Annotated in this window: 6 protein-coding genes and 1 pseudogene; 1 reads left to right on the top strand and 6 read right to left on the bottom strand. The window is 38.4% G+C overall.

The window, feature by feature from the left end:
• From CSC80_RS19385 to CSC80_RS00780, 6 genes and pseudogenes are all read right to left on the bottom strand, one after another.
• Positions 1–2,361 (bottom strand): annotated as a pseudogene (locus tag CSC80_RS19385) (hypothetical protein); the annotation flags it as partial.
• A 273-nt stretch (positions 2,362–2,634) separates the two neighbouring features.
• Positions 2,635–4,404: a T9SS type B sorting domain-containing protein gene (locus CSC80_RS00800; protein WP_099189097.1), complete on the bottom strand. Its 1,770-nt coding sequence runs from the start codon at positions 4,402–4,404 to the stop codon at positions 2,635–2,637.
• Between the two features lie 100 nt (positions 4,405–4,504).
• Positions 4,505–5,338: an ABC transporter permease subunit gene (locus tag CSC80_RS00795; RefSeq protein ID WP_058103531.1), complete on the bottom strand. Its 834-nt coding sequence runs from the start codon at positions 5,336–5,338 to the stop codon at positions 4,505–4,507.
• Positions 5,339–5,350: 12 nt separating this feature from the next.
• The gene (locus CSC80_RS00790; protein WP_099189095.1) at positions 5,351–6,253 is read right to left on the bottom strand and encodes an ABC transporter ATP-binding protein; all 903 of its coding nucleotides are present in this window, start codon (positions 6,251–6,253) and stop codon (positions 5,351–5,353) included.
• 65 nt (positions 6,254–6,318) lie between these two features.
• Positions 6,319–8,331 carry a DUF11 domain-containing protein gene (locus CSC80_RS00785; RefSeq protein ID WP_236973295.1) on the bottom strand — a complete coding sequence of 671 codons (2,013 nt, stop codon included), beginning with the start codon at positions 8,329–8,331 and terminating at the stop codon, positions 6,319–6,321.
• Between the two features lie 173 nt (positions 8,332–8,504).
• Complete coding sequence (locus tag CSC80_RS00780) at positions 8,505–21,356, bottom strand: T9SS type B sorting domain-containing protein (RefSeq protein ID WP_099189091.1); 12,852 nt, start codon at positions 21,354–21,356, stop codon at positions 8,505–8,507.
• 162 nt (positions 21,357–21,518) lie between these two features.
• On the opposite strand from CSC80_RS00780, the gene CSC80_RS00775 reads away from it, so the two are divergent.
• Positions 21,519–22,607, top strand: coding sequence for a hypothetical protein (locus CSC80_RS00775; RefSeq protein WP_058103528.1), 1,089 nt, complete (start codon positions 21,519–21,521; stop codon positions 22,605–22,607).
• The last annotated feature ends 69 nt before the right edge of the window (positions 22,608–22,676 follow it).

The following is a 22,676-nucleotide window of genomic DNA, read 5'->3' as shown; positions in this document are numbered from 1 at the left end:
AGGGTCATCTGCTGTAGGTGCCGTTCCTATCTGAATATCGAATTGGTTCTCATCCGAACAACTGATAGTGCCTGCATACACATAAATAACCTGTGAAGTAGTAATCATATCCCCGGCATTCAACTGGGTACCGCCTGCGTTGGTCTGCGTATAATAGGAATTACCTGCGGAAAGCGCTGGCAAGGTGTAGCTTGCACAAGCGTTGACATCGGCAGGGTCATCTGCTGTAGGTGGCGTTCCGATCTGAATATCGAATTGGTTCTCATCCGAACAACCGCTCGTACCTGCATACACATAAATAATCTGTGAAGTAGTAATCATATCCCCGGCATTCAACTGGGTACCTCCTGCGTTGGTCTGCGTATAATAGAAATTACCTGCGGAAAGCGCGGGCAAGGTGTAGCTTGCGCAAGCATTGACATCTGCAGGGTCATCTGCTGTAGGTGGCGTTCCGATCTGAATCTCGAATTGGTTCTCATCCGAACATCCGCTAGTGCCTGCATACACATAAATAACCTGCGAAGTGGTAATCATATCCCCGGCATTCAATTGGGTACCTCCTGCGTTGGTCTGCGTATAATAGGAATTACCTTCGGAAAGCGCTGGCAAGGTGTAACTTGCACAAGCGTTGACATCGGCAGGGTCATCTGCGGTTGGCATTACGCAGTTAACTACTATGGTTATGTCATTTCGTATAAGAGTTAAATCATCTACAATATCACTTGTTATTTCTGCATGATAAACCCCTGCATCTGTAGCTTGAATGTTATTTAGTACTAGTGTAGGGCTATCTGGAGCACCTACAATTGGGACACTATTTTTAAACCATTGATAATGATTTTGAGATCCACTAACCGTTGTGGTTAAAGTAACGGTATTACCCAAATTCTCATTTAAGGTTAAAATGTTATTGACCTTGGCTTGTGGGTTATCACGAAAACCAGAAAAATTTGCATCATAAAAAGGGAATTCACTTTCAAAATCCCCAAATTGAAAACGATTGTCTGCTATATTCAGATTTGTTGTAAAACCGGGTATTACAGTGAAATCAGGTACTGTACCTTCAAGTTGGTTATTATTTACATTAAAATTGTTGAGATTATTCCATTGGTTGTAAGTTGGTGGTATGGTTCCGGAAAAGGCATTATTAAATGCATTGAAGACCGCTAGGTTAGTCCATTGGTCATATGATTGGGGTAAACTTCCACTTAAATTATTATTGTGAACATTAAAATTTGTTAGACTGGTCCATTGCGAAAAAGTAGGGGGCAAAGTGCCAGAAAGTCTATTGTCGTTGACCGTAAAATACTCCATTTGAGTAAAACTTGAATAACTGGCGGGAATAGTACCTTCCAAGTCGTTGTTGAATACTTCAAATCGAATAATATTGGTCCAACTAGAATAACTATCAGGTAACGTACCTGAAATTAGATTGTTCGCAACACTGAAATATTCCATATTAACCAAATTGGACAGTGAATCTGGTAAAGTGCCGGTAAGTGCATTGCCCCATAGATCTAAAGTGGTTAAATTTACCAGATTGCCATATGAGACTGGAATAGAGCCTGTAAGACCGCCATCAATGGTATTACTGTAAGAACTTAAATCAAGAATTCGTAGGTTGGTAAGTTCAGAATACTCATCCGGTAAATTTCCATCAATATATGTAGCTTGTATTGATAGTTCTGTCAAGTTCGTTAAGTTTCTCAGAGAGACTGGTAGATTACCCGTTAATGCATTGTTTCCAATTCGTAATGACCTTAATGCTGTTAAGTTTCCTAAGCTTGCTGGTATGGTTCCGGTGAGATTATTTTCGGAGAGGTTGAGATATTGCAAGTTCACCAAATCACCATACTCAGGATAAATGGTTCCTGTGAAATTATTATTGCCTAAATACAACTCGGTTAATTGAGTCATATCCGTTATTTCGATGGGAATTGTACCAGTAAGATTATTATATAAAACATTCAAGGAAATTAAGCTTGGCATGGTTGTTATACTTACTGGAAGAGGACCGGTAAGTCCGCTTGCCGATAGGTCCAGTATTATTAAAAATTCCAAATCTGCCAATTCATCGGGAATGGAGCCTGATTGAATATTACCAGAATTCGCTAAATTGGTAGGATTCATATCCATAATAATTACATTTCCACCGGCAATAGTTAAGCCATACCAATCGCTAGTAACAGGTCCTGTGAAATCCCAATCATTCCCAGGATTGCCATCAGTTTGACTGGTCCACGTATCACCATTTGTTGAGGTATAAAATGCTTGCAGTGCTGCTTTTTCCACCGGGGTAACTTGAGCGGATAAAACACCAGATATTCCCAAAAAACAGATAAGACTTAAAAATTTATTCATTACTTAATTTTAAAAAAAGACGTGCCTTATTTTAAGTTAAGTGGTCAATATAAACACTTTATATCTCATTGAGATATAATTGATGAATTTTTAGATTAACGGAAGAAAGTAGCTGTAACCTTACAACAATCACTTTCTATCTTGCTATTGTCACTTGTGAATTTTGTAACAAATTCTATTCGAAATATTCAATAAAATAGAACTTCAATTGGAAGTAAATAATATAAAAACTAGGGTTTGGAAAATGGGATATATCATTATAATTCTTAGGGATTATCGTTTCAAACTAAAATGACCCTTAACCTCCTTATTTGAAATCGTTACCGCTTTAAACCAATAATCAGATTCAGGTAGTGGTCTACCGTTGAAAATACCATTCCAACCCTTTGTGTCCGGTGATAATTGTGCCAAAAGTGAACCGAATCTATCATAAATATAAATCACCGAAATATTGCTTTCTCCTGTTTCTATGGGTGGTATAAATCTCCAAAAATCGTTAACACCATCTCCATTAGGAGTAAAGAATTTTGGAAAACCATTAACGGTTAAATCTTGCTCTACCTGCCATTGCGCTGTTCCACAACCTTTTTTATCACGCACATAGACAGTGTGATTTTCAAGTGATATGTTGTTGAATCTATTGCTATCTTGATAGGGTCCGTTTTCATTGTCCAAGGCAAATTCATAATTACCTGGTGTAGTGGTATTGATGATGTAGTTTAGTGAGTTGGCGCTTATGTCAACAGATACGTCTTCTATTTTTGGAGCTTCTGATATGGTGATTTCAAACATTTTAGAAGAGGAACATTCAAACGTACTGCCGGAATCTTCTAATATTATATAAGCTTCATAAATATACTTTCCTTCGGTATCAATGAATACTTCTGAACTTGAGGATAATAGAGATTCGTTTCCTCTTTCATCCAGTTGGTACCATCTATAACCATCCGCTTCATCAGTTGCGGTAATTCTGTTTAATTCATTTCCATCGCAAATAGAAATTGTATCTGGAAATGTTAACTGGGGGTTTAAAACGATTAAATCTCCGCTTATTGGATCAAAATAGGGACCGCAACCCAATATGGTGGAGAACGTTTCTTGACTACACCCAATGGCTTCACCTGCTTCATTAAAGGGAATAATAGAAATAAAAAATGTGCGATTAGGCTCTAGGTCAATAATTACGGTCGAATTTTTAAATAGTATGGCATTCTCCAAAATATTGGTCTCAAAGGGCGATGTGCCTATAGATACTCTGTAACCCGTTGCATTTGGTACTGGGTTCCATTCCAGAAATTTGTCTAAAGGTACATTGGTTTCCCCATCAAAGGGAGTGATCATACTTGTGCATTGGGGTAATATAGCTGCCTCAGCTGTCGTAAAAATTATCGTATTGCAACCCGTTGCCATTCCTATGCTATTGTAAGGTATTATGTTTACAAAAATATTAGCTTCTGAAGGTAAGTCTGTGGGCGGATTATAAGAAAGATTGTTGCCAATATCTAAATTGTTGAGAATCTCACTACCGTTCAAGGTAGTTCCAATAGATAAAATATAACCGGAAGCACCTGAGGCTGCGCTCCATGAAATATTGGTGCTTGTATTTATATTGTTGGCATTGTTTGAAGGCAATGTAGATGGTACACAATCTGGTACTTCGGTTAAAGCTGCCGTGGTAAAACTTTGGATATCACAAACAATATTTGGTTGGTTAAAAAAGAATAATGTGATGGTTACGAATATTTCGGTATTCTCCGGTAGCCCGGTGGGTGGACTAAAGCTGGTAGATGTTCCTACATTTCTTTCGTTTACAATGTCATTACCACCAGCGGTTGTTCCAAGTGAAATAATATATCCAGGTACACCGGTTACAGATTCCCAAGTTATAGGCGAATTAACAGGAACTGAGATCGCTCCATCAGTAGGGTTTAACAATGAGGGACATTCTTGTGCAATTGATTTTAAACTGGTGAAAAATAAAGCTACAAAAAGTATGGGCAAAGCCAATAGCTGGGGTAATCGTATGTCCCATATTTCTTTCATAGCATTTTTGTAAACAATACAATATACTATATTATGAAAATTTATGGTTGGTTATCCTTGTTAAATAGGACCATGTGTTGCATCTGGTAGATGAATTAAATTAGAGGTCGCGCCTTTTTAATATTTTGTATGAGCCGTAAATGAAAATAGCTGTCCAAAATAATACTATGATGACTTCGTACCAATGAACGTGATAGTTCAAAGCTAATTTTTCTCCCATTTGATTAGCTACTGATTGTACTGCGCCTAACCTGGAAAATGGTTCTTTAATGAGATTGAACATGGATTGTAGCGGAAACAAATTCATAATGGAATCTGTGGTTTCCCCGTCAAAAAACTTCCAACGTAAGATGCCTCTAAATATACCTTCAAAAACTTGCCAAAGAATCAAAAAACCTAAAGCAAATGCTGATCGTTTAACCAATACTCCTAAAAAAAGACAGAAGGAAAAGAAACCCGTTAGTTTTACAAAAAATGCCAATAGAAACTCTAAATCGGTAAAAATGATAGATAATTCATTGAAATCGGAATAAAACAATCCCAAAATGAGTGAAACTATAAACACGAATATTGTGGATACTAAGGAAAATGTAATTACGGTCAAAAATTTAGAAAGTATAAACTCTCTTTTTGAGAGTCCGTCTATTAGGTTCTGTTTTATCGTTTTATTGCTGTATTCATTAGACATCATTGAAACGATCACTATGGCCAAGAACAATTTAAAGAACGCGGTTATAAATGTGTTGAAATGCCATATATAGGGAAAGTTGAATATCCCTTGGTCTGCCAAATGAAATTTTATGGGACCTATATCAAATTTAATTGCCGCTACCAAAGCGATTGATGTTAATAAAGCGAAGTAAGAAATAATCAGCACTTTGCTAGCTCTGTTATTCCACAATTTTATAAATTCTATTTGAAGTAATCGTATCATTTGCAAGGGGTATTAAGCGTTAACATTTTTGGTTAGTGCCAAGAATTGCTCTTCTAGACTTTCTTTTCTTTTCACTAGGTGTGAAGCAATTATGCCATTGTCAAAAAGAAGTTTGTTTAAAGTTTGGGCATCTAACTCAGAAGTTAAAAAAGCTGTGACCAGACCATTTTCTTCTTTTATGTTACCAAAATGTTCATTGTTGTTTAAGTAGGCAAAAAGCTTATCCGTATCTGAAGATTTAAGTTCAAAAAAGCCAAAACTTGCTTGTAAACTGTCTACTCTGCCAGAATACAATTTTTCTCCTTTTCTTAATATAACTACATGAGAGCAAACTTTTTCAACTTCGTCCAATAAATGCGATGCCAATAGTATAGTTGTGCCCTTTGCTGCGATAGTCTTAATAATCTCCCTGATTTGATGAATTCCTTGTGGATCTAGTCCATTGGTAGGTTCATCTAGGATTAAGATTTCAGGATCGTTCAGTAGGGCAGAGGCAATGGCTAAACGTTGCTTCATCCCCAGGGAATATGTTTTGAACTTGCTATTTTTTCTATCCAGTAAACCAACAAGTTCAAGCTTTTCTTCAATTTTATCTTCAGGTACTTCTTTAATTTTACAAACCAATTTCAAGTTTTGTAAAGCGGTCATGTAAGGGTAGAAATTTGGACGCTCAATAATAGCTCCAACTTTTTTCAAGGCTTCATGTGTAGAAGTGCCCCCACCGAACCAAGCAAAATCTCCACTTGATTTATTGACGACATTTAAAACGATGCCCAATGTAGTGGATTTTCCGCTGCCATTGGGACCTAGAATACCGTAGACATTTCCTTTTTCTATTGTGAACGAAAGATCTTTTACCGCAGTTAGATACCCAAATTTTTTAGTAAGATGATTGACTGATAGAATAGTACTCACGTCAAGTGTTTTTTGATTGATTATGCTTACTTGACGACTTACTTGACAGTTTGTTACAAAAAATATTACATTCTTGTTGCTCGGAAGGTAATTCTGCGGTTGGTGATTACTGTGGTAGGTGTTTTGAAATTGACCGTTACACTTTCAGAAGGGTCGTCTGTTGTTATGTTGCTATCCGTTTGGTCCTGAGAATTACTAATATTATTTGTGTAAGTAGCCGTTGAAGTATTTACATCCGGTAGCGTAACTCGTGTAACCAATGTTAAAGTTTCAAGATCCCCACTGGACATATTACCAATAGACCAATTAGGATATGAAAAACTTCCTTTTGAAATGGAAGATGATACAAGGGTTATACCATCTGGTAAAAGATCAGTTATGACTACATTGGAAATTGGATTTACCCCTAGACTTTCTACAGTTATGGTAAAAGTAACTTCGTCGCCATCATTGACAATATTGGTGTCCGCCACTTTTTTGATAACTACATCAGGTAAACAATAATATGCTGCTATAGGTTGAGAATCATAAGTACAACCACCCTTTGTAACTCTAACAAAATAATCGCCAGCCTCGGTCGGGTTATAACTTGAAAATACTGCGCCGGGTACAATAGTTCCATTTTGATACCATTGATAGGCATCAAAATTGGCATCTACCACACTAATGATAGCTCCTGGCAAACATCCGCCACCTTCCACTTCAAGGTCGACTTCTGGCACAGTGTCAAATCCGGAGAAATAACCGGCAATACCTCTTGCACCACTAAATCCAATAAACCCTACAGCGATTGGTCCGGTGGACTCTACAGTAACATCTCCTGTTAGCCCCGCTACAAAATAAGTTTTCCACAAAGTTGTACCGGCTACTGCAGAAGATGCAGGTAATGTAACAGGTCCATTTTCATCAGTAACTGTTATGTTTTCATCTGGGGTGGTGGTAGAGGCTATTATGGTTACACCACCGCTCATAGTTACCCCGGCAGCATCTTCAATATGCGTTATATTATCCACAGCATCCGGTAACAAACAGTTTACGGGGGCAATGAAATTTAGTCCTTGTGTATAAATGGCACTTGCACCCGCCATTAATTGATAAGCATAGGCATCTTTAGAAGTAGTTACGTACATGTTACCCCCAGCAGAAGACACCGAATAATTACTTTCTGGAATTTCAAAATAATCACCATTATTGATAGTGGCTATTGGGGTGGTGTTTCCATTTACATAAATATTTGTTCCATTTTGTGTACCTATGATAATGGGTATTTCCGTTTCGCTAGTTCCGTTTCCTCTTATAAAAACATATTCTTTACCAATTTTATTTTGTGGTACGGGTTGGTCTATCGCAGCATCTCTACCTGAGTAACCGACCCTAGCACCGGTATTTAGACCACCGTTACTGATAACTATAGGTTTGTTTGAAATTACATCTGCTCCTAACCAACCATCTGCATTTGCAGGGGTTTCACCTACATATGCCTCAAATACAAAAGATTCATTAGCGTCTAAAGTTATAGTGTAAGAGTCTGCAGTTATTCCATCTCTATCGTTCCCCAGTCTAAATTCACAGTCTGGATCATACCCTGAAAGTGTTACGGTGGTGCCATCTTCTGTAGCCATAATTCCCAAAGTGTTGGTTAAGCTATTTTGAGAACCTTTATTAGGTGTACCTCCCCATTTGAAATGAGTACCCATTGCTTGCCGACCCTTACTGGTTAGAGATGTAGCTTGAGATCCCGATCGACCTCTGTAGTTGGCATAAAATTTTTCTCCACCTGGAGCTTCTAATCTAAGACCTGCATTGGTTAGTACAACACCGGTGCTATCATTGACCATTAAGGTTATATTATTATCACCATTGGCTAATGTTATTTCTTGAGGTGTGGTTTTTGATAAGGTCGCCGTACTAAATAGGGCAGTAGATGTACCTTGATAAATATTTACTGTAAATGCCGTTGTTTCAGGAGTTGATAAATAGATTTTTTGTTGTGTAACGGCTTGGTTGTTTCCTCCTTGTTTTAGTGGGGGTAAATAGTGAAGATCACTTAACTGGGAAAACCCGGTAAAGGAAACCATTATAAAAATTATAAATAAAAGTAATTTTTGCCTCATTATATTTTTGGAGTGCGAGTAATCAAAGTAACCTACTATAAATTAAAATCACAATTAATAGTTGTAAAACACCGTAAATACGTGGTAATTGTAAAAAAAAAACAGAGGTAGTTATACGTACTACCTCTATTGTTTTATTATCTATAAAGGGTGAAATTACCTACCATTTCCCTTGTGTCAGCTTCACCATTTAATTTAATGATATACCAATAGTCTCCAGTTGGCAATTCATTATTTTGATAAAAACCATCCCAGCCATCTTCATTATCCTTAAAGGTATAAACGGTTCTACCGTATCTATCATAGATCGAAACAAAGATTTCAGGGTATATCTCTATGTTCAATGGCATCCAAATATCGTTTTCTCCATCACCATTTGGTGTAAAGAAATTTGGGATTTCAATATCAATGAATTCTATAAATATACTTGCAGTAGATTCGCATCCGTTTTCATCTACCACGGTTACATCGTATGTATTGGTTTCGGTAATGTAAAATACATTTTCAGAACCCATATCCCTATCGCCTAAATAGAACGTATAGTTTTCTCTACCTCCGGTAACAGTTGCGGTTATTTGGTTAATATTACTTTCTTCAACACTGATCTCTAGAGGTTCAAAAGCTTCTATTTCCACTTCATAAGTAGTTAAACAGCCGTTTGCATGGGAAATACTGATATAGTGACTACCTGGTGTCAACTCCCTGAACATTGGGTTCAGTTGCATCTCCAAAGGATCAACGGTGTCAAGTCCAAATAGTACATTATTTTCTATACTTGGGTCGTTAAGTACAATATTTACATAATTACTTGGGAAGTTACCGTTACAACCATATACCGGTTCAACCGTTGCGCTTAAGTCAACCCCCGGATCAATAGTAACTATAATCGTTTCATCGCAGCCTTGCGCGTCTTCAATAAAGATGATATAATCACCCGCTGCCAAGTCCGTAAAGCTCAATCTATCCTGTATAAAATCTGTTTCGCTTTCCAAACGTGTACTGTAAGGTGCAGTACCGCCAATAATAGTCAAGTCAATTGTACCATCTTCTTCGCCCACGCAAATCTCGGGTGTACTGGCAATGGTCACTTCAAGAATTTCCGGTTCGGTGATAGTTGCCTCAATCAATTCAAAACAGCCATTAGAATCTTGAGCAATAATGGTATAATCACCAGGTGCCAATTCATCGAACGTATTATCATCACTAAAGCGATCTAAGTTAGGTGAAATAGCATATTGATAAGTGCCTGATCCACCAAGCATATTGACAGTAATGCTACCATCATTAGCTCCGTTACAAGTAACATCTACAATATTGGTATTGTTGGTGTCAATTAAAAGTTCATCTGGTTCGGTGATATTGATCATTGCCGAAGACACTTCACAATCATCGCTCTGTACTCTAACGTAGTAGGTACCGGCCATCAAGTTTGTGAACAAACCAGTGGATTGATTAGCGCGTACTTCTACAGTTAGACCGGCGTCCGAAAATAAAGCATAATGGTAATTACCCAAGCCGCCTTGTGCCTCTGCATCGATTACTCCGGTATTATCACCATAACAACTAATTGTTGGGTTATCGTTTTCAAGGTTGACCGTTAAAGGTGTAATCGGGTTGATCGTAATACTATTGCTTAATACGGATACACAACCAAGATTATCTTGAATGTAATAAACATAAGTGCCTGGTTGAACACCTGTAAATAAATGGGTGTTGGGTCCATTGGTTTCGTTCATTGCATAGAATGTAGATGAGCCATCTTCATTCCACATATATGGACCTGTACCACCAGAAGCTGTCAGTAACAATTCGGCATCGTTTAAACATGTTGCTCTTTGTGCAGTTACTAGTTGACCCTTAACCTCAATAGGCTCTACGATCTGAACAATAGCAGTTTCGTCAGAACAATTTAAATCGTCTAGAACGGTAACACTGTAATACCCTGATCTTAAATTGCTGAAAGTAGCAGTAGTCTGGGTGCTTGTTGTCTGCAATAGGGTTGCTCCCGGTCCGTCGCCATCATAGGTGTTAAGAACATACCTATAGTTAGTGGAAACCGACCTAGGTGTAAACCCGGCTGTTATTTCCCCATCTGCATCACCCTCGCACTCTAAACCTTGAACAGCTTGAATATTAGCTGCAATTGGTTCTGGGGGAGTTAATGTAAATGCATTGGTGAAAGTTTCTGTACAACCTAAACTATCGGTTACTTCTACAGTATATTGACCGTCGCTTAATCCAGTAAATAAATTGCTATTTACTTGGTTGGCAGTATAATTAGTACTTGTGATAACATGTGTTAATACAATATTGAACGGCCCTTTACCACCATTAGGTGTAATGTTGGCACTGCCCATATCATTGCTACAGCCCACATCTGTAGTGGCAATAGTAGCTAACGTTATAGGTGCGCTAGGAGAGGTAATCGTAAACGACCTTTCTTGTACACATTCTGGAGTGCCCACTTGTGATGCTCTCAATATATAACTTCCGGCAGCAACCGGTATGGTAGCTGTAGTTCCTGTTCCGTTGAAAATTCCAGTATCATCCGTTCTTGTGGTAGATGTGCCATTGACATTTAAAACTTCCCAATTGAAATCTCCGGTATACGTGGCATCTGTAAATGTTACTTCTATAGCCCCGTCTGTTCCAAAACATACCACATCTGAAAGTTTATTTACTTCAATATCGAACGTATTTGGGTTTTCAACGATATGGGTTCTAGTAATTTCACAACCAGTGGTCACGTTCCTTATTCCTATGGTGTACGTGCCAATTGCAAGATTTACAAAGGTATTGTCACCTGTTTGATAGGTTGCAGATGGTAAAATTCTAAATTCGTAATTACCTAGGTTTGCAGTTGTATTTGTAACGGTGCTATTTACATTTATAGTAATGTTTTCTCCGCTGTTTACACAGTCTAAATCTCTATCCACTATGATGGTTGCATCTATGAAAGTGTCATACGGGTCTATAGTTACAATATGTTCGGCAGAACAACCTTCATCGTCATAAACACGAACAATGATATCACCACCTGCCGCTTCTGTATGGGTATAGGTTAAACTACTACTGTTTTGTAATACGGTAAAAGTTGCGTCATCTATAAACTCAAAGCGGTTGTAGTTTCCACTACCGCCAGCAAAAGAGCTAGCATCAATAGTAATAGAAGCAATATTACCATCATTACCAGTAGCACAACCAAATTGATCAGGAACTGGAGCCGTAAATGCTACAGCTGTATTTTCGTCTACAACCACTGTTTTTACTGTCGGACAGTTATTCGGACCTCTTGCGGTTACTTCATAAGTTCCGCCTGGTAAATTTATATAAGATTCTGTTGTGGCGTCCCAATGAGTGGTCGCGTTCCAACCTGAAATGGCTGGGATGGGATTTAGGTCATAAGTCAATGGATTGTTACCATTATTTACTTGAACCAATTCTATGCTACCATCATCAGCACCTGAACAACTTACCTCAATAGGAGTAGCCGTGAAATCCGGGCGAACGACCGCAGGAATGGTGACATCAAAAGTTCTGAAGCAATTTGGTGATGCAGTACCTATATCATATACATTTACCGTATAAATGGTATCTATAGTATTATCTGGAACGCTTATCGGTACGTTCATGGCACCGCCCGTAAGAGTTTGTCTTGCTTCCACATTTGAAGATGCACTATCTAAAATTTCGAACTCATAATTACCTGAACCAGAAATACCTTCTATAGCAATTTCAGCTTCATAACCTACACCACAACCTAATTGCTTATCTAAGCTTGCAGAGGCTTGTAGGGTAGGGTGTACCACAATATTTGTGTCTTCGGTACAACCTGTAGCATCTTTAATGAATACACTATAACTACCTGCTGGTACCGTGTTATAGACACCTCCATTATTTTGATAGGTAGAACCACCATCAATGGAGTATAGGATTGTACCGGAACCTGATGCAGTGATATTCACAGATGCGTTTGTACTACAATTTGAAATATCTATACTGTCAATAGTCGGCGCGGCCGTAAAGCTCATGGTAACATCATTAAGTGGGTAAGAGCAACCATATTGATCTTCTACCGTAACGGTATAAATGCCTGCTGGTGATCCAGCTGCAATCTCAATAGGGTTATCACCTGTAGCCGTAATAGTGCTAAAAGGAGAAGGTCCTGTTATGGTGTATGAATAGGTACCGCCACCACCTTGTATATTGTCTATTAAAATCAACCCGGGGTTTTCACACGAAATATCTTGAATAGATTGTGGGTTTCCGGTAATAATATCCAATTCGTCTAGAATAGCATTTTCACTGGCACTGATACATTGTTGGACACCACTACCATCTATTTGGGTAACTTCTATATAATATTCGTTTGGTGAAAGACCAGAAATTGTAATGGTATTGCTATAGGTTACTATACCTGCACTTTGATCAATTACATTATTGTCAGTATCAAATAATGTCCATTGCATACTTGGTTCGGTAAAACCGTCTTCGTCAACTATAGTATATGTTATTTCTCCATTGTTAGATAAATTACAAGAAGGATTAATTTCTGGAGTAATGGTCATTGGTAGACCTCCGGCAATTTCGTTAACATTTACTGTACTTTGTCTAATACATGTCACTGGTGTATTGTTATCTCTAACATAGAAAACATAGGTTCTACCAGGTATCAAATTTGTAAACTCATACATACCATGTCCTGCAGGTACTGTACTACCGTCTAAGGCAGTAGTGCCACCTGGGTACCACGTAGCGGTACTTTCATCAAAATTTGCAGGGTCACTTGAAAAAGTATATTCGTATCCTGGAACTCCTTCGCCACCTTGTACTTTTACTTTTAATTCATCACAATTTTCAACTACGGATGAAGTCGTAATATCTAAATCATCTAATGGGTAAGGAATGATTTCTCTTGGTAAATCTGTTTGACAAATTAGATTGCCACTACCGTCAATTGTTCTAATGGACGGGAACACTTCATCACCAGAAGACAACCCAGTTCTAAAACTAGTGCCTGTTTGCCATGTGATACCGCCGTCTTGACTATATTCTATTGTACCTGGCAAACCAGTAGTAACGTTGGTGAAATCGAAACCAAAATCAGTATCCGCTCCGCTACAATCACTTGCATAGGCTAATACAATATCTGCTGTAAGTTCAGCTGGTGCTGTGATTGTTACAGATTCCGTTTCAGAACATCCGGCTTCATCGGTAATTATTACATCGTAATCACCGGGTGTAAGATTATAATAGGTTTTAGTAGAACCAACAACATTGGTTTGTACTTGGTCTGGTGTGCCGTTGCTATTATCCACTAATCGGTAATCGAAAGGAGATAATCCGTCGTTAATAGTAACTTCAATATTACCTGTGCCGTCATGACATTCTGGGTCAGTTGCTACAGCAGCGATGTCTAATACCGGATTTGCCGATATGGTTTCGGTTACCATAGTTTCGCAAGCATCCGTACCATTTGCTTTATCCCTTACATAGATATCATAATCTCCAATATCCGCCAAGGCAATTGTTGTAGAATTACTTGCTGAGAAATCTGCATTGGTAACTGTACTACCAGAGGAAACAAAAGCATACATGAAATTGCTATCTCCGCCCGTTGCCGTTGCAGTCAAGCTACCGTTGGCGCATACACTTGCATTTACCGGTACTACACTTAGTGAAATTGTAGGTGCAATGGTAATGGATTGTATGGCTGAAACACAGCCATATTCATCATTTACCTCTACATCATAAGTACCCTCGGATAAGTTGCTGAATGTATAGGTAACGTCGGTTATTGGAGAAGGTGTTTGCCATGCTCCGCCGTTAATTCTAAATGAGTAACTACCGTTACCATCGGTTACCGTGGCTGTAACAGTACCATTGTTTTGACCGTCATAACATTGTGTTGCCGTTAAACCAAAAGCAATAGTCTCCGGTTGAGTTACGGTTACGGAAGCCGTTGAAACTGCTTCACAATTATTATCATCCCTTACTCTTACATGGTAGGTACCTGCCGGTACGTTCAAGAACTGTGTTGAGGTAGCGTAGGTCCTTATTACGGTATTATCTGTTAATTCTAACTGATATTCATAACCTGGTGTGCCTTCATTTGCAGATGCTTGTAAAGTTGCCCCAGTATTAAAGCAAGTAAATTCAGCAGTTTGTTGAAGATCTGCCGTTAAAACGTTTGGCGAAGTCAACGTAGCAGATGTTGCTGAGGTTGCGGTACATGAATTGTCATCTACTTTTTCTACCATTACAGTGTATGTACCATCTGCTAGTGTTGCAGGGGTTGTAATAGGTGATGTAGTTTCCGTTGTCCAAGTTACACCATTATCAACAGAATACCGGTAACCAAAAGTTGGGTCAAAGTTAGATACTTCAAACCGTATGCTACCATTATCACTACCGTTACATGTAGGATCGGTGCTACCTAAAATGGCAACTTCAAAAGTTTTGCCAGATTCTACGATTACTGTAATGTCTTCAGTTTTTTCACATATTTCCGGAGTTTGAGATGCCTGGATATCATCTAGCACCAAGAAATTACCGTTATCGCTATCAAGGTTGGTACGTAGAACCACTCCTACTGCAGTATTTGCACCTGGATTGAATGTAACGGTTCTCAAGTGCCAATCATCGGCATTATTATTTTGAGGAATAGCAGCGGTAGCTTGACTGCCGATAACATTTCCAGAACCGTCTACCAATTCTACCAAAACTTCTGGGTCGTTGCCAGAGGCATTGTCCACTAAAATATTGTAAGCATAGAATGATATGGTGATTTCTTGATCGGCAAGAGCTTCCAATCCGGTTCTAGACCATAATACATTGTTGTTTCCTGCAGACGTACTAACGCCAATTGCCATAAACCTGCCATCTGTTATGCCCGTATGATCATTAGGACTTCTCCAAGATGTGTTAGGGTTGGTAATTCTGTTCGTTACCGCATATTCCGCATTTACAAGTATTCCTGCAGGACCTAAGTTACAATCCGTTTCAGTTCCATCTTGTGGTTCGTAGCAATATCCTGGTCCTATTTCTGCAATTTGTGTAGTAACCCCAGCACCAAAATTCTCTAAAAATAAGGTACTTTGCTCCGGAGCAACAGTACTGGTATACCCAACAGTTATCGTTTGGGTACCAGAAGCCACATTGTTGAAAATATTGTTATCTATTGGGGCATTATCAGTACCGTTTAATTTATAGGTATAGGTAAAGTCGGTCGTGTTAGAAGGCGTGATCGTCACTATGCCGTCTCCATCACACTCATAAGTAATAGCATTGGTGAACGTAGGAGTTATAGCAGAGCTTGGTACCGTAATCTCTAAAGGTGTTTCACAACCTAGGGCATCTTTGATGGCTAATTGATAGTTGCCGGGAGCCAAACGTTGCTCATCAACGCTGGAGAATGTGCTACCACCATCAAAACTATAGGTATATGGTGCTTGACCACCACTAGCATTTAAAATTTTTACTAAGGCGGTTGGTGTTGCGGCCCCAGAGGTATCACAAGAAGCATCTTCTATTATAGAAGGTGATGCCGTAAGAATGAACGGTTGGGTAACTTCATATTTTAAGGTTTCCGTACAAGCATTACCTGGGTTACTGTTAGTATCCATTACGGTAATTGTATACTCTCCTGCAGCTATATTATTAAAGAAGTTTTCTGTCTGATACGTTGCTCCGCCATCTAAACTGTATTGATAAGGAGCATTGCCACCAGATGCAGTAATCGTCAAAACAGATGTAGCTGAATCCGCACAGGTAATATCTGTGTTCGATGCCGAAATGCTTATGGTACCTAAATCTTCCATTGATACGATATTGGATAATCCATAACATCCGTTATCATCCCTAATTACAAAAACATAATTACCATCTTCATTTGGAATATAGGTAGAAGGCGAACCTCCATAACCAAATAGGAATGTTGGGTTAGAAGTGAATTCCGAATCTGGAATAGTAGTTTCATCAGCATACGGAGCTACACCATCTTTACTATAGATGGCATATTCATAACCTGTTGTTCCACCAGTTGCCGTTAAATTAATTACCCCTGCAGAACACGTAATATTATCTTGATTTGTTGCTGTTAGCCTCAGTTCGGGAATTTCATCTACGGTTATCGTTTTTTCGTCAATACAACCATCTGTTGTAGTAGTTACCACAACATAATCATCTGCTGAAAGACCAGGAAATGTATACGTGTTGTCAGAAGAAAGTAAATTATTGGCTACCAAATCTCCTTTTCCACCGCTACCGTTATCGAAGTAAAGCTCATAGCTATATTCTGGCGAAACGTTCAATGCTTGTATTGAAATTGTTCCTGCTTCTGAACAATCGAATGGAGTTGAACTTAATGTTGTCTCAAAAATTCTTTCTGCAATACCAATTTCTTCCGTTTCAAAAATACAACTGTTGGCTATTGGATCACCTGTTGAAGGATTTAGTTGTGTAATCTGTACTTTGTATGTTCCGCTTGTCGCAATTTCAAAGTTAGGACCTTGACCTGCGCTGAATGGTACTGATACCGTGTTGTTCTCTACATCGTATAATTGATATCCGTAACCTGATCCTAAATCTATAACTCTAATGGAACCATTGGTGTCACAAATGATATCAGATGAATCTGGTTCAGGAATATCCAATGTATTTTGGTATGCATTGAAATAGAACCTACTGAAACAACCGCCTTCATAACCAATAACTACTCTATATTTACCACTTTCGGTAACGGTAAAATTATTTTCATCGGATTCCTCTTCCCATGTCCAATTTCCATCTGTATTGGCACAGTTGTCGCTTACATCGCCACAAGTAGCGGTGTCACAACTTGTTTCGTCAAGTTTTTCCCAGGTAATGCTCAAAGCATCGGTAATGCCCAATTGTATAAATGCACTATCCAAATCACCACATAGAAAGATATGTGGCATAGAACTGTTGTCATTAGAACAAGTTACCGTCTCACCTTGAATGTCATTATCTGGATTACTGTCACTATTTACTTGATTTAAATAGCTGATGATTGGGTTGGTCTGTGTTTCTCCATAACGCTCAACCGTAATTAATTCTGTATGGTTTGCACACCCTGATGTTGCTGTTTTTTCAACAATATAGTTACCTATAGTAGTTACGGTTAGAGTGTTAGATGTACCATCGTCTAAAATAGTATCTCCAGAATCTATAACACCATCATTGTTATTGTCGATTGCCCAAGTATACGTATCAAAACCTAGACCTGCGGAAAGCGTGCCGCTTGCACCACAAAGTTGAACGGTACGGGCTACGTTACAATTTGCCAAGGCATCTGAAACATTGTTGGCTGCAACTTCTAAAGTAGTGGTACAAGCACCTGCCGGATTACTACCATCTTCATCGGAAAATGTATTGGTGTTTAATGTACCTGTGTAATTGGCATAGGCATGGTTTTCTAGTTGTGAGGCACAGGCCGCAACAAACTCAGAACAGTCCCCAGCAACAGATACCGTTATCTTTATTTTATACTCAGGGTCGTCAATTTGAACCAGACCGTCCGGTATGGTAAAGGTTATTGTTCTGGTGCTTTCGTCGTAACTGTTGGTTACTCCCGGGGCATCATCAATGTTAATATCACCTAAGCTAACGTTATCCGGTAAAACATTTTTAATCGTAAAATTGGTAGCATCATCATCGCCGGTATTCTGAAAACGGATGACATAATTGAATGTGTCACCTAAGTCTACATTTTCACCGTTGATGTCAGTACCACCTAATAATTCTGAGGTATTACCTAAAACAATTACCGGTGCAAATACTTGAGTGTAAGATGCCGCATTTACCGTACCATCCGTAGGGTCTACTGCAGGAACTCCTGTGCCATATTCACCACCATCACCACCGTCGGCAGCATCATCTTTGTAATATTCGTTGGCATCGCTACAACCATCGCCATCACTATCTAAGTCTAAGTGATCTGGGTAGCCATCCAAATCGGTATCTAGATTTGCACAAAATCCGGAAAAGGACGCTGTATTATAGGATAAAAAGGCAACGTCTGCATTTGAACTAAGTTGTAATCTTAGATAAGCAACGTCAGCTAAACTGGCGGTAGGTATACCAAATTCTGATAATTCTACAGTTGCCAAGCGGTAATCTCTAGTGGTATTATTATAAAAAATGCTACCATTAGCATGGTAAATATCCAATCGGTAAGAACCAACTACATTTGCAAGTGCACCGCCACTATAAGCTTGAACACGTACTGCATTTCCTAGAGGCGCACCTGTTGCATCATAAAGACTAACAACGTGACCAACACCACTTGGGTCTGCCACTTGGGTCAGTAATATATCCGGTATGCCATCACCAACATTGGTAGCTACTATAGGATCTATTTCATAAGTCCATGTGTCACCAATATTAACAATACCGGAACCAAGATCTAATCCATTTTGTCCATGAGTCAATAAAGGATTTAATGGGTCTGTGGTAGGGTCGTTAATAATGGTCAACCCTAAAGCATTATCGTTGTTCCCGTCATTTAAATTCGCTTCAAATGTTGCTTCGCCATAAATATTATTTGAAGGGGTTAAGGCCATCCAGCTAGATTCTGTAGCTGAAATATCTGAAAATCCATCATTGTTGGAGTCTATTCCATCTAATAAACCATTACCGTCAGTATCAAAAAGATTATCGTCTGCAACCCCTGTGGAGAAAGTAGTTCCCCCGGACGTGAATGCCAATAATTCATGTGATAAATTTGGTAAAACCGGATTTCTTGATGTTGTAGAACTTCGCCAAAAACCGGAGTAGTTAGAGAAAATTTCTGTTACCGCAGTACCACCTTGAACAGTGCTGGACGGTGAACTGAAATTAACTTCACTGGATATAATACACATTTGTTCAACAGCATCATAAATACCATCATTGTCATCATCTAAATCAACACTATCTACAACCCCGTCATTATCGAAATCATTATGAACTATAATTCGTGCAGAGGGCTCATCTCTTGTAAGATTGGCGTCTGTTTGGTCTTGAGTATTGGTTGCTGTATTGACGAGGTTCAGCAAAGGCAAAATGTCAATTTCGTCTGCAATTACTTCTAAGGTTAAAAATGCAACTTCACCGGGAGCCAACGTTCCAATATTCCACACACTGCCATTAAACGTACCTGTTATTGTTGTCGCTTGTACTAATGAAAGACCAGCGGGAATATTATCCGTAACCTGTAAGTTGGTAATATCATTAAAGTATAAATTCTCTGCCCTAATGGTAAAAGTTGCGGTTTCCCCTTCAACTATTTCAGGTTTGTCCACTGTTTTTTCTATAAGTACGTCTGGTTCACAATAGAAAATTTTAATGGTTTGTGAATCATAGGTACAAGGACCTTTAGTACCTCTAACGTAGTAATCACCTGCAATAGTAGCGGCATATTCAAAAGAATTAGCTCCAGGTATGATCTCACCATCAAAATACCATTGATATGCATCAAAATTGTCATCTGACGCCTCAAATATACTTGAACCAGAAAAACACTCGCCTTCAACACCGCCATTAATTCTTAATACTACTTCTGGTACGGTATCAAATCCTGAAAAATAGCCGGCAACACCTTGTGCACCGTTATAACCAAAAAAGCCAATAGCCATTGGTCCGGTTGAGGTTACACTGATATCACCATCTAAGTTAGGGATGTAAAAAGTTTTCCAATCATCAGAACCGGCAACAGGATCAGAGGCAGGTTTTGAAATTTCAACGCCATCTTCAAATACCTTAACATTGGAATCTGGTGTATTAACCGAAGCAATGATAGTTAATCCGCCAGTAACCGTAGTACCAGCAATGTTTCTAATATCTGGAATGTTGTCCATTACATCTGGTAAAAGACAGTTGACCGGAGCAACGAAATTTAAACCTTGCGTATATAAATTACTAGATCCCGCCATAGATTGGTAGGCATAGACGTCTTTTGAGGTTTGAACAAACATGTTAGCACCTACTGAATTAGAAGAGTAATAACTGCTAGGAATTTTAAAGTACTCGCCATTATCAATAGTTGCTAAAGGTGTTGTGCTTCCATTCACGTATACATGAGTGTTGTCTGCAGTGGCAATAACTAAAGGAAACTCCGTAAGACCGTTGGTGTTACCGTTTCCTCGTATAAATACATATTCCTTACCAAGTTTATTGATCGGTACAGGTTGATCAATGCCGGCATCTCTATGGCTTTGTCCGTCTTGACTTCCAAAGTTTATAGAACCATTACTTATTACAATATCTTTGGTAGATACGATAGAGGCACCTATCCAACCGTCTTCATGTGCCTGTGTATGTGTATTGCCAATATATGTTTCATACACGAAAGATTCATTGGCGTTCAATGTTATAGTATGCGAGTTGGCAGTTATACCAGCTCTGTTGCTGCCTACCCTAAATTCACAACCAGGATCATAACCGGATAATACAACGGTTGTATTATCTTCCGTGGCCATAATGCCCAATGTATTCGATTTTGATGAATGGGTACCTTTGTTTGGAACACCGCCCCATTTAAAGTTGGTTCCCATTGCTTGTCTACCTTTGGCGGTTAACGATGCTGCCTGTGAACCAGATTTACCTCTATAGTTCACATAAAACTTTTCTCCACCGGCTGATACAAAGCGCAACCCGCTATTGGTCAATACTACTCCGGTATTGTTGTTGTCTACAAGGGTGATGTTATTGTCTCCATTACCCAAAGTCCAAACACCAGGGTTTAGATTGTCTATGGTAATAGTCCTTTCAATGGTATTAGATGTACCTCTGTACACGTATACGTTGAAAGGCGTAGTTTCTGGAGTAGATAAATAAATTGCCTGGTTTTGAATACCTGCATTATTTTGACCTTGCTTCATTGGTGGTAGATAATGCAAGTCGCTCAACTGGGCAGTTCCCAAAAAAGAACTGAAAGCAAGCAGAAAAAATAAATAGGATTTGGTAAGGTGTTTAATCGAAGTAATCATCAGTTTGGTTTCAAGTAGTACTTAAAACAAATAACGATACCTTTTACCTGCTTTCTAAAAAATTGTTGTATAACCGCGTATTATGTCAATGTATGGCCAAATTCTATATGCATGAAAAAATTTATTGGAATGAATTGTGTATTTTGTTAGTAAATTCGTGCTATGTCAGAAGAAAAATTAATGTCGAAAAAAAAGCCGGCTTACCCCGTAAGCGAAGCTTTAGATGGCTACCTGGAACATTACAGTAGAAAAATTGAAATTCCTATATTTTATGACGATTTACTAAGGTTTTCAGGGTCGGTCGTTGTCTATGATAAAAATGATGAAGATACGCTTTGGGTACGCGCATATTATTCTGAATTCGATAGAAAGGAAATAGATGATAGTTTAAAGAAAGTATATTCCATTTTATTATCTGATGGTAGTGATAATATTCATCAATATTTAAATGTTGATGCGGTGGATTTTTGCACGTTTGGGAATTCAAAACCATTTCGGATAAAAATTCGAAATATTCTAAACGATAACTTTACTTATTTCTATATAAAAAAGACCGATGCATCTCGTATTTATGGGTTGGAATTGGAGCATATGCTTTCTCCTTACAACCTTAACTTTTTGGTTTATAAGGATACCTTGATTGAAGAACATATTGCAGGTATTCCCGGAGATGAATTTATCAAGAATAATTTACCTAAGTGTACTCCACGAGAAAAGGCGCAATTGGCGAAGGAATTTGTTAAGTTCAATGAGCGATGTATGATTAGGCTTTTGGGAGATATGCGATCATATAATTATGTCATTGTACCTACACATGATTTTGATCATGTAGTATATAAAATACGTGCCATTGATTTTGATCAACAGTGTTTTGAAGGGAAATTAAAGGTATATAGACCTCAGTTCTTTAAGGAGAACTATCAAATGGTAGAATTGGTTAGAAGTAAGCTTACCCATGATTCTGTTGATCAATATAAACTGGAAGAACGTTCTATGGTAGCTAAGCGTATTTTAAGTTCTGGTAATAGAATAAAGAAGTTACGTGCTATTTGTAAGACCGATGAAATATCTACACCTGATAATATTGCCATGTTAAGGGAACAAATAGAGGTATTGACCATGGATATGGATTTTCAGAATTGTAAGACCATGGGAGAGGTACTAGACCTAGCTTTGAACTTTGTTCGTAGAAATTATGAAGATGTCAGTGTAAAGCAGATTATTGAGCATAATATTAAAATAAACAGCTAGTATTTAATTAAAGTAGTCATAGTATTAAAAAAGCCAATTTTCGAGTGATGAAAAATGGCTTTTTTAATA

This window comes from Maribacter sp. 6B07 (assembly GCF_002700155.1).
Taxonomy (GTDB): domain Bacteria; phylum Bacteroidota; class Bacteroidia; order Flavobacteriales; family Flavobacteriaceae; genus Maribacter; species Maribacter dokdonensis.
Note: the sequence above shows the minus strand (reverse complement) of the source record. Positions and strands in the feature narration are given on the sequence as shown.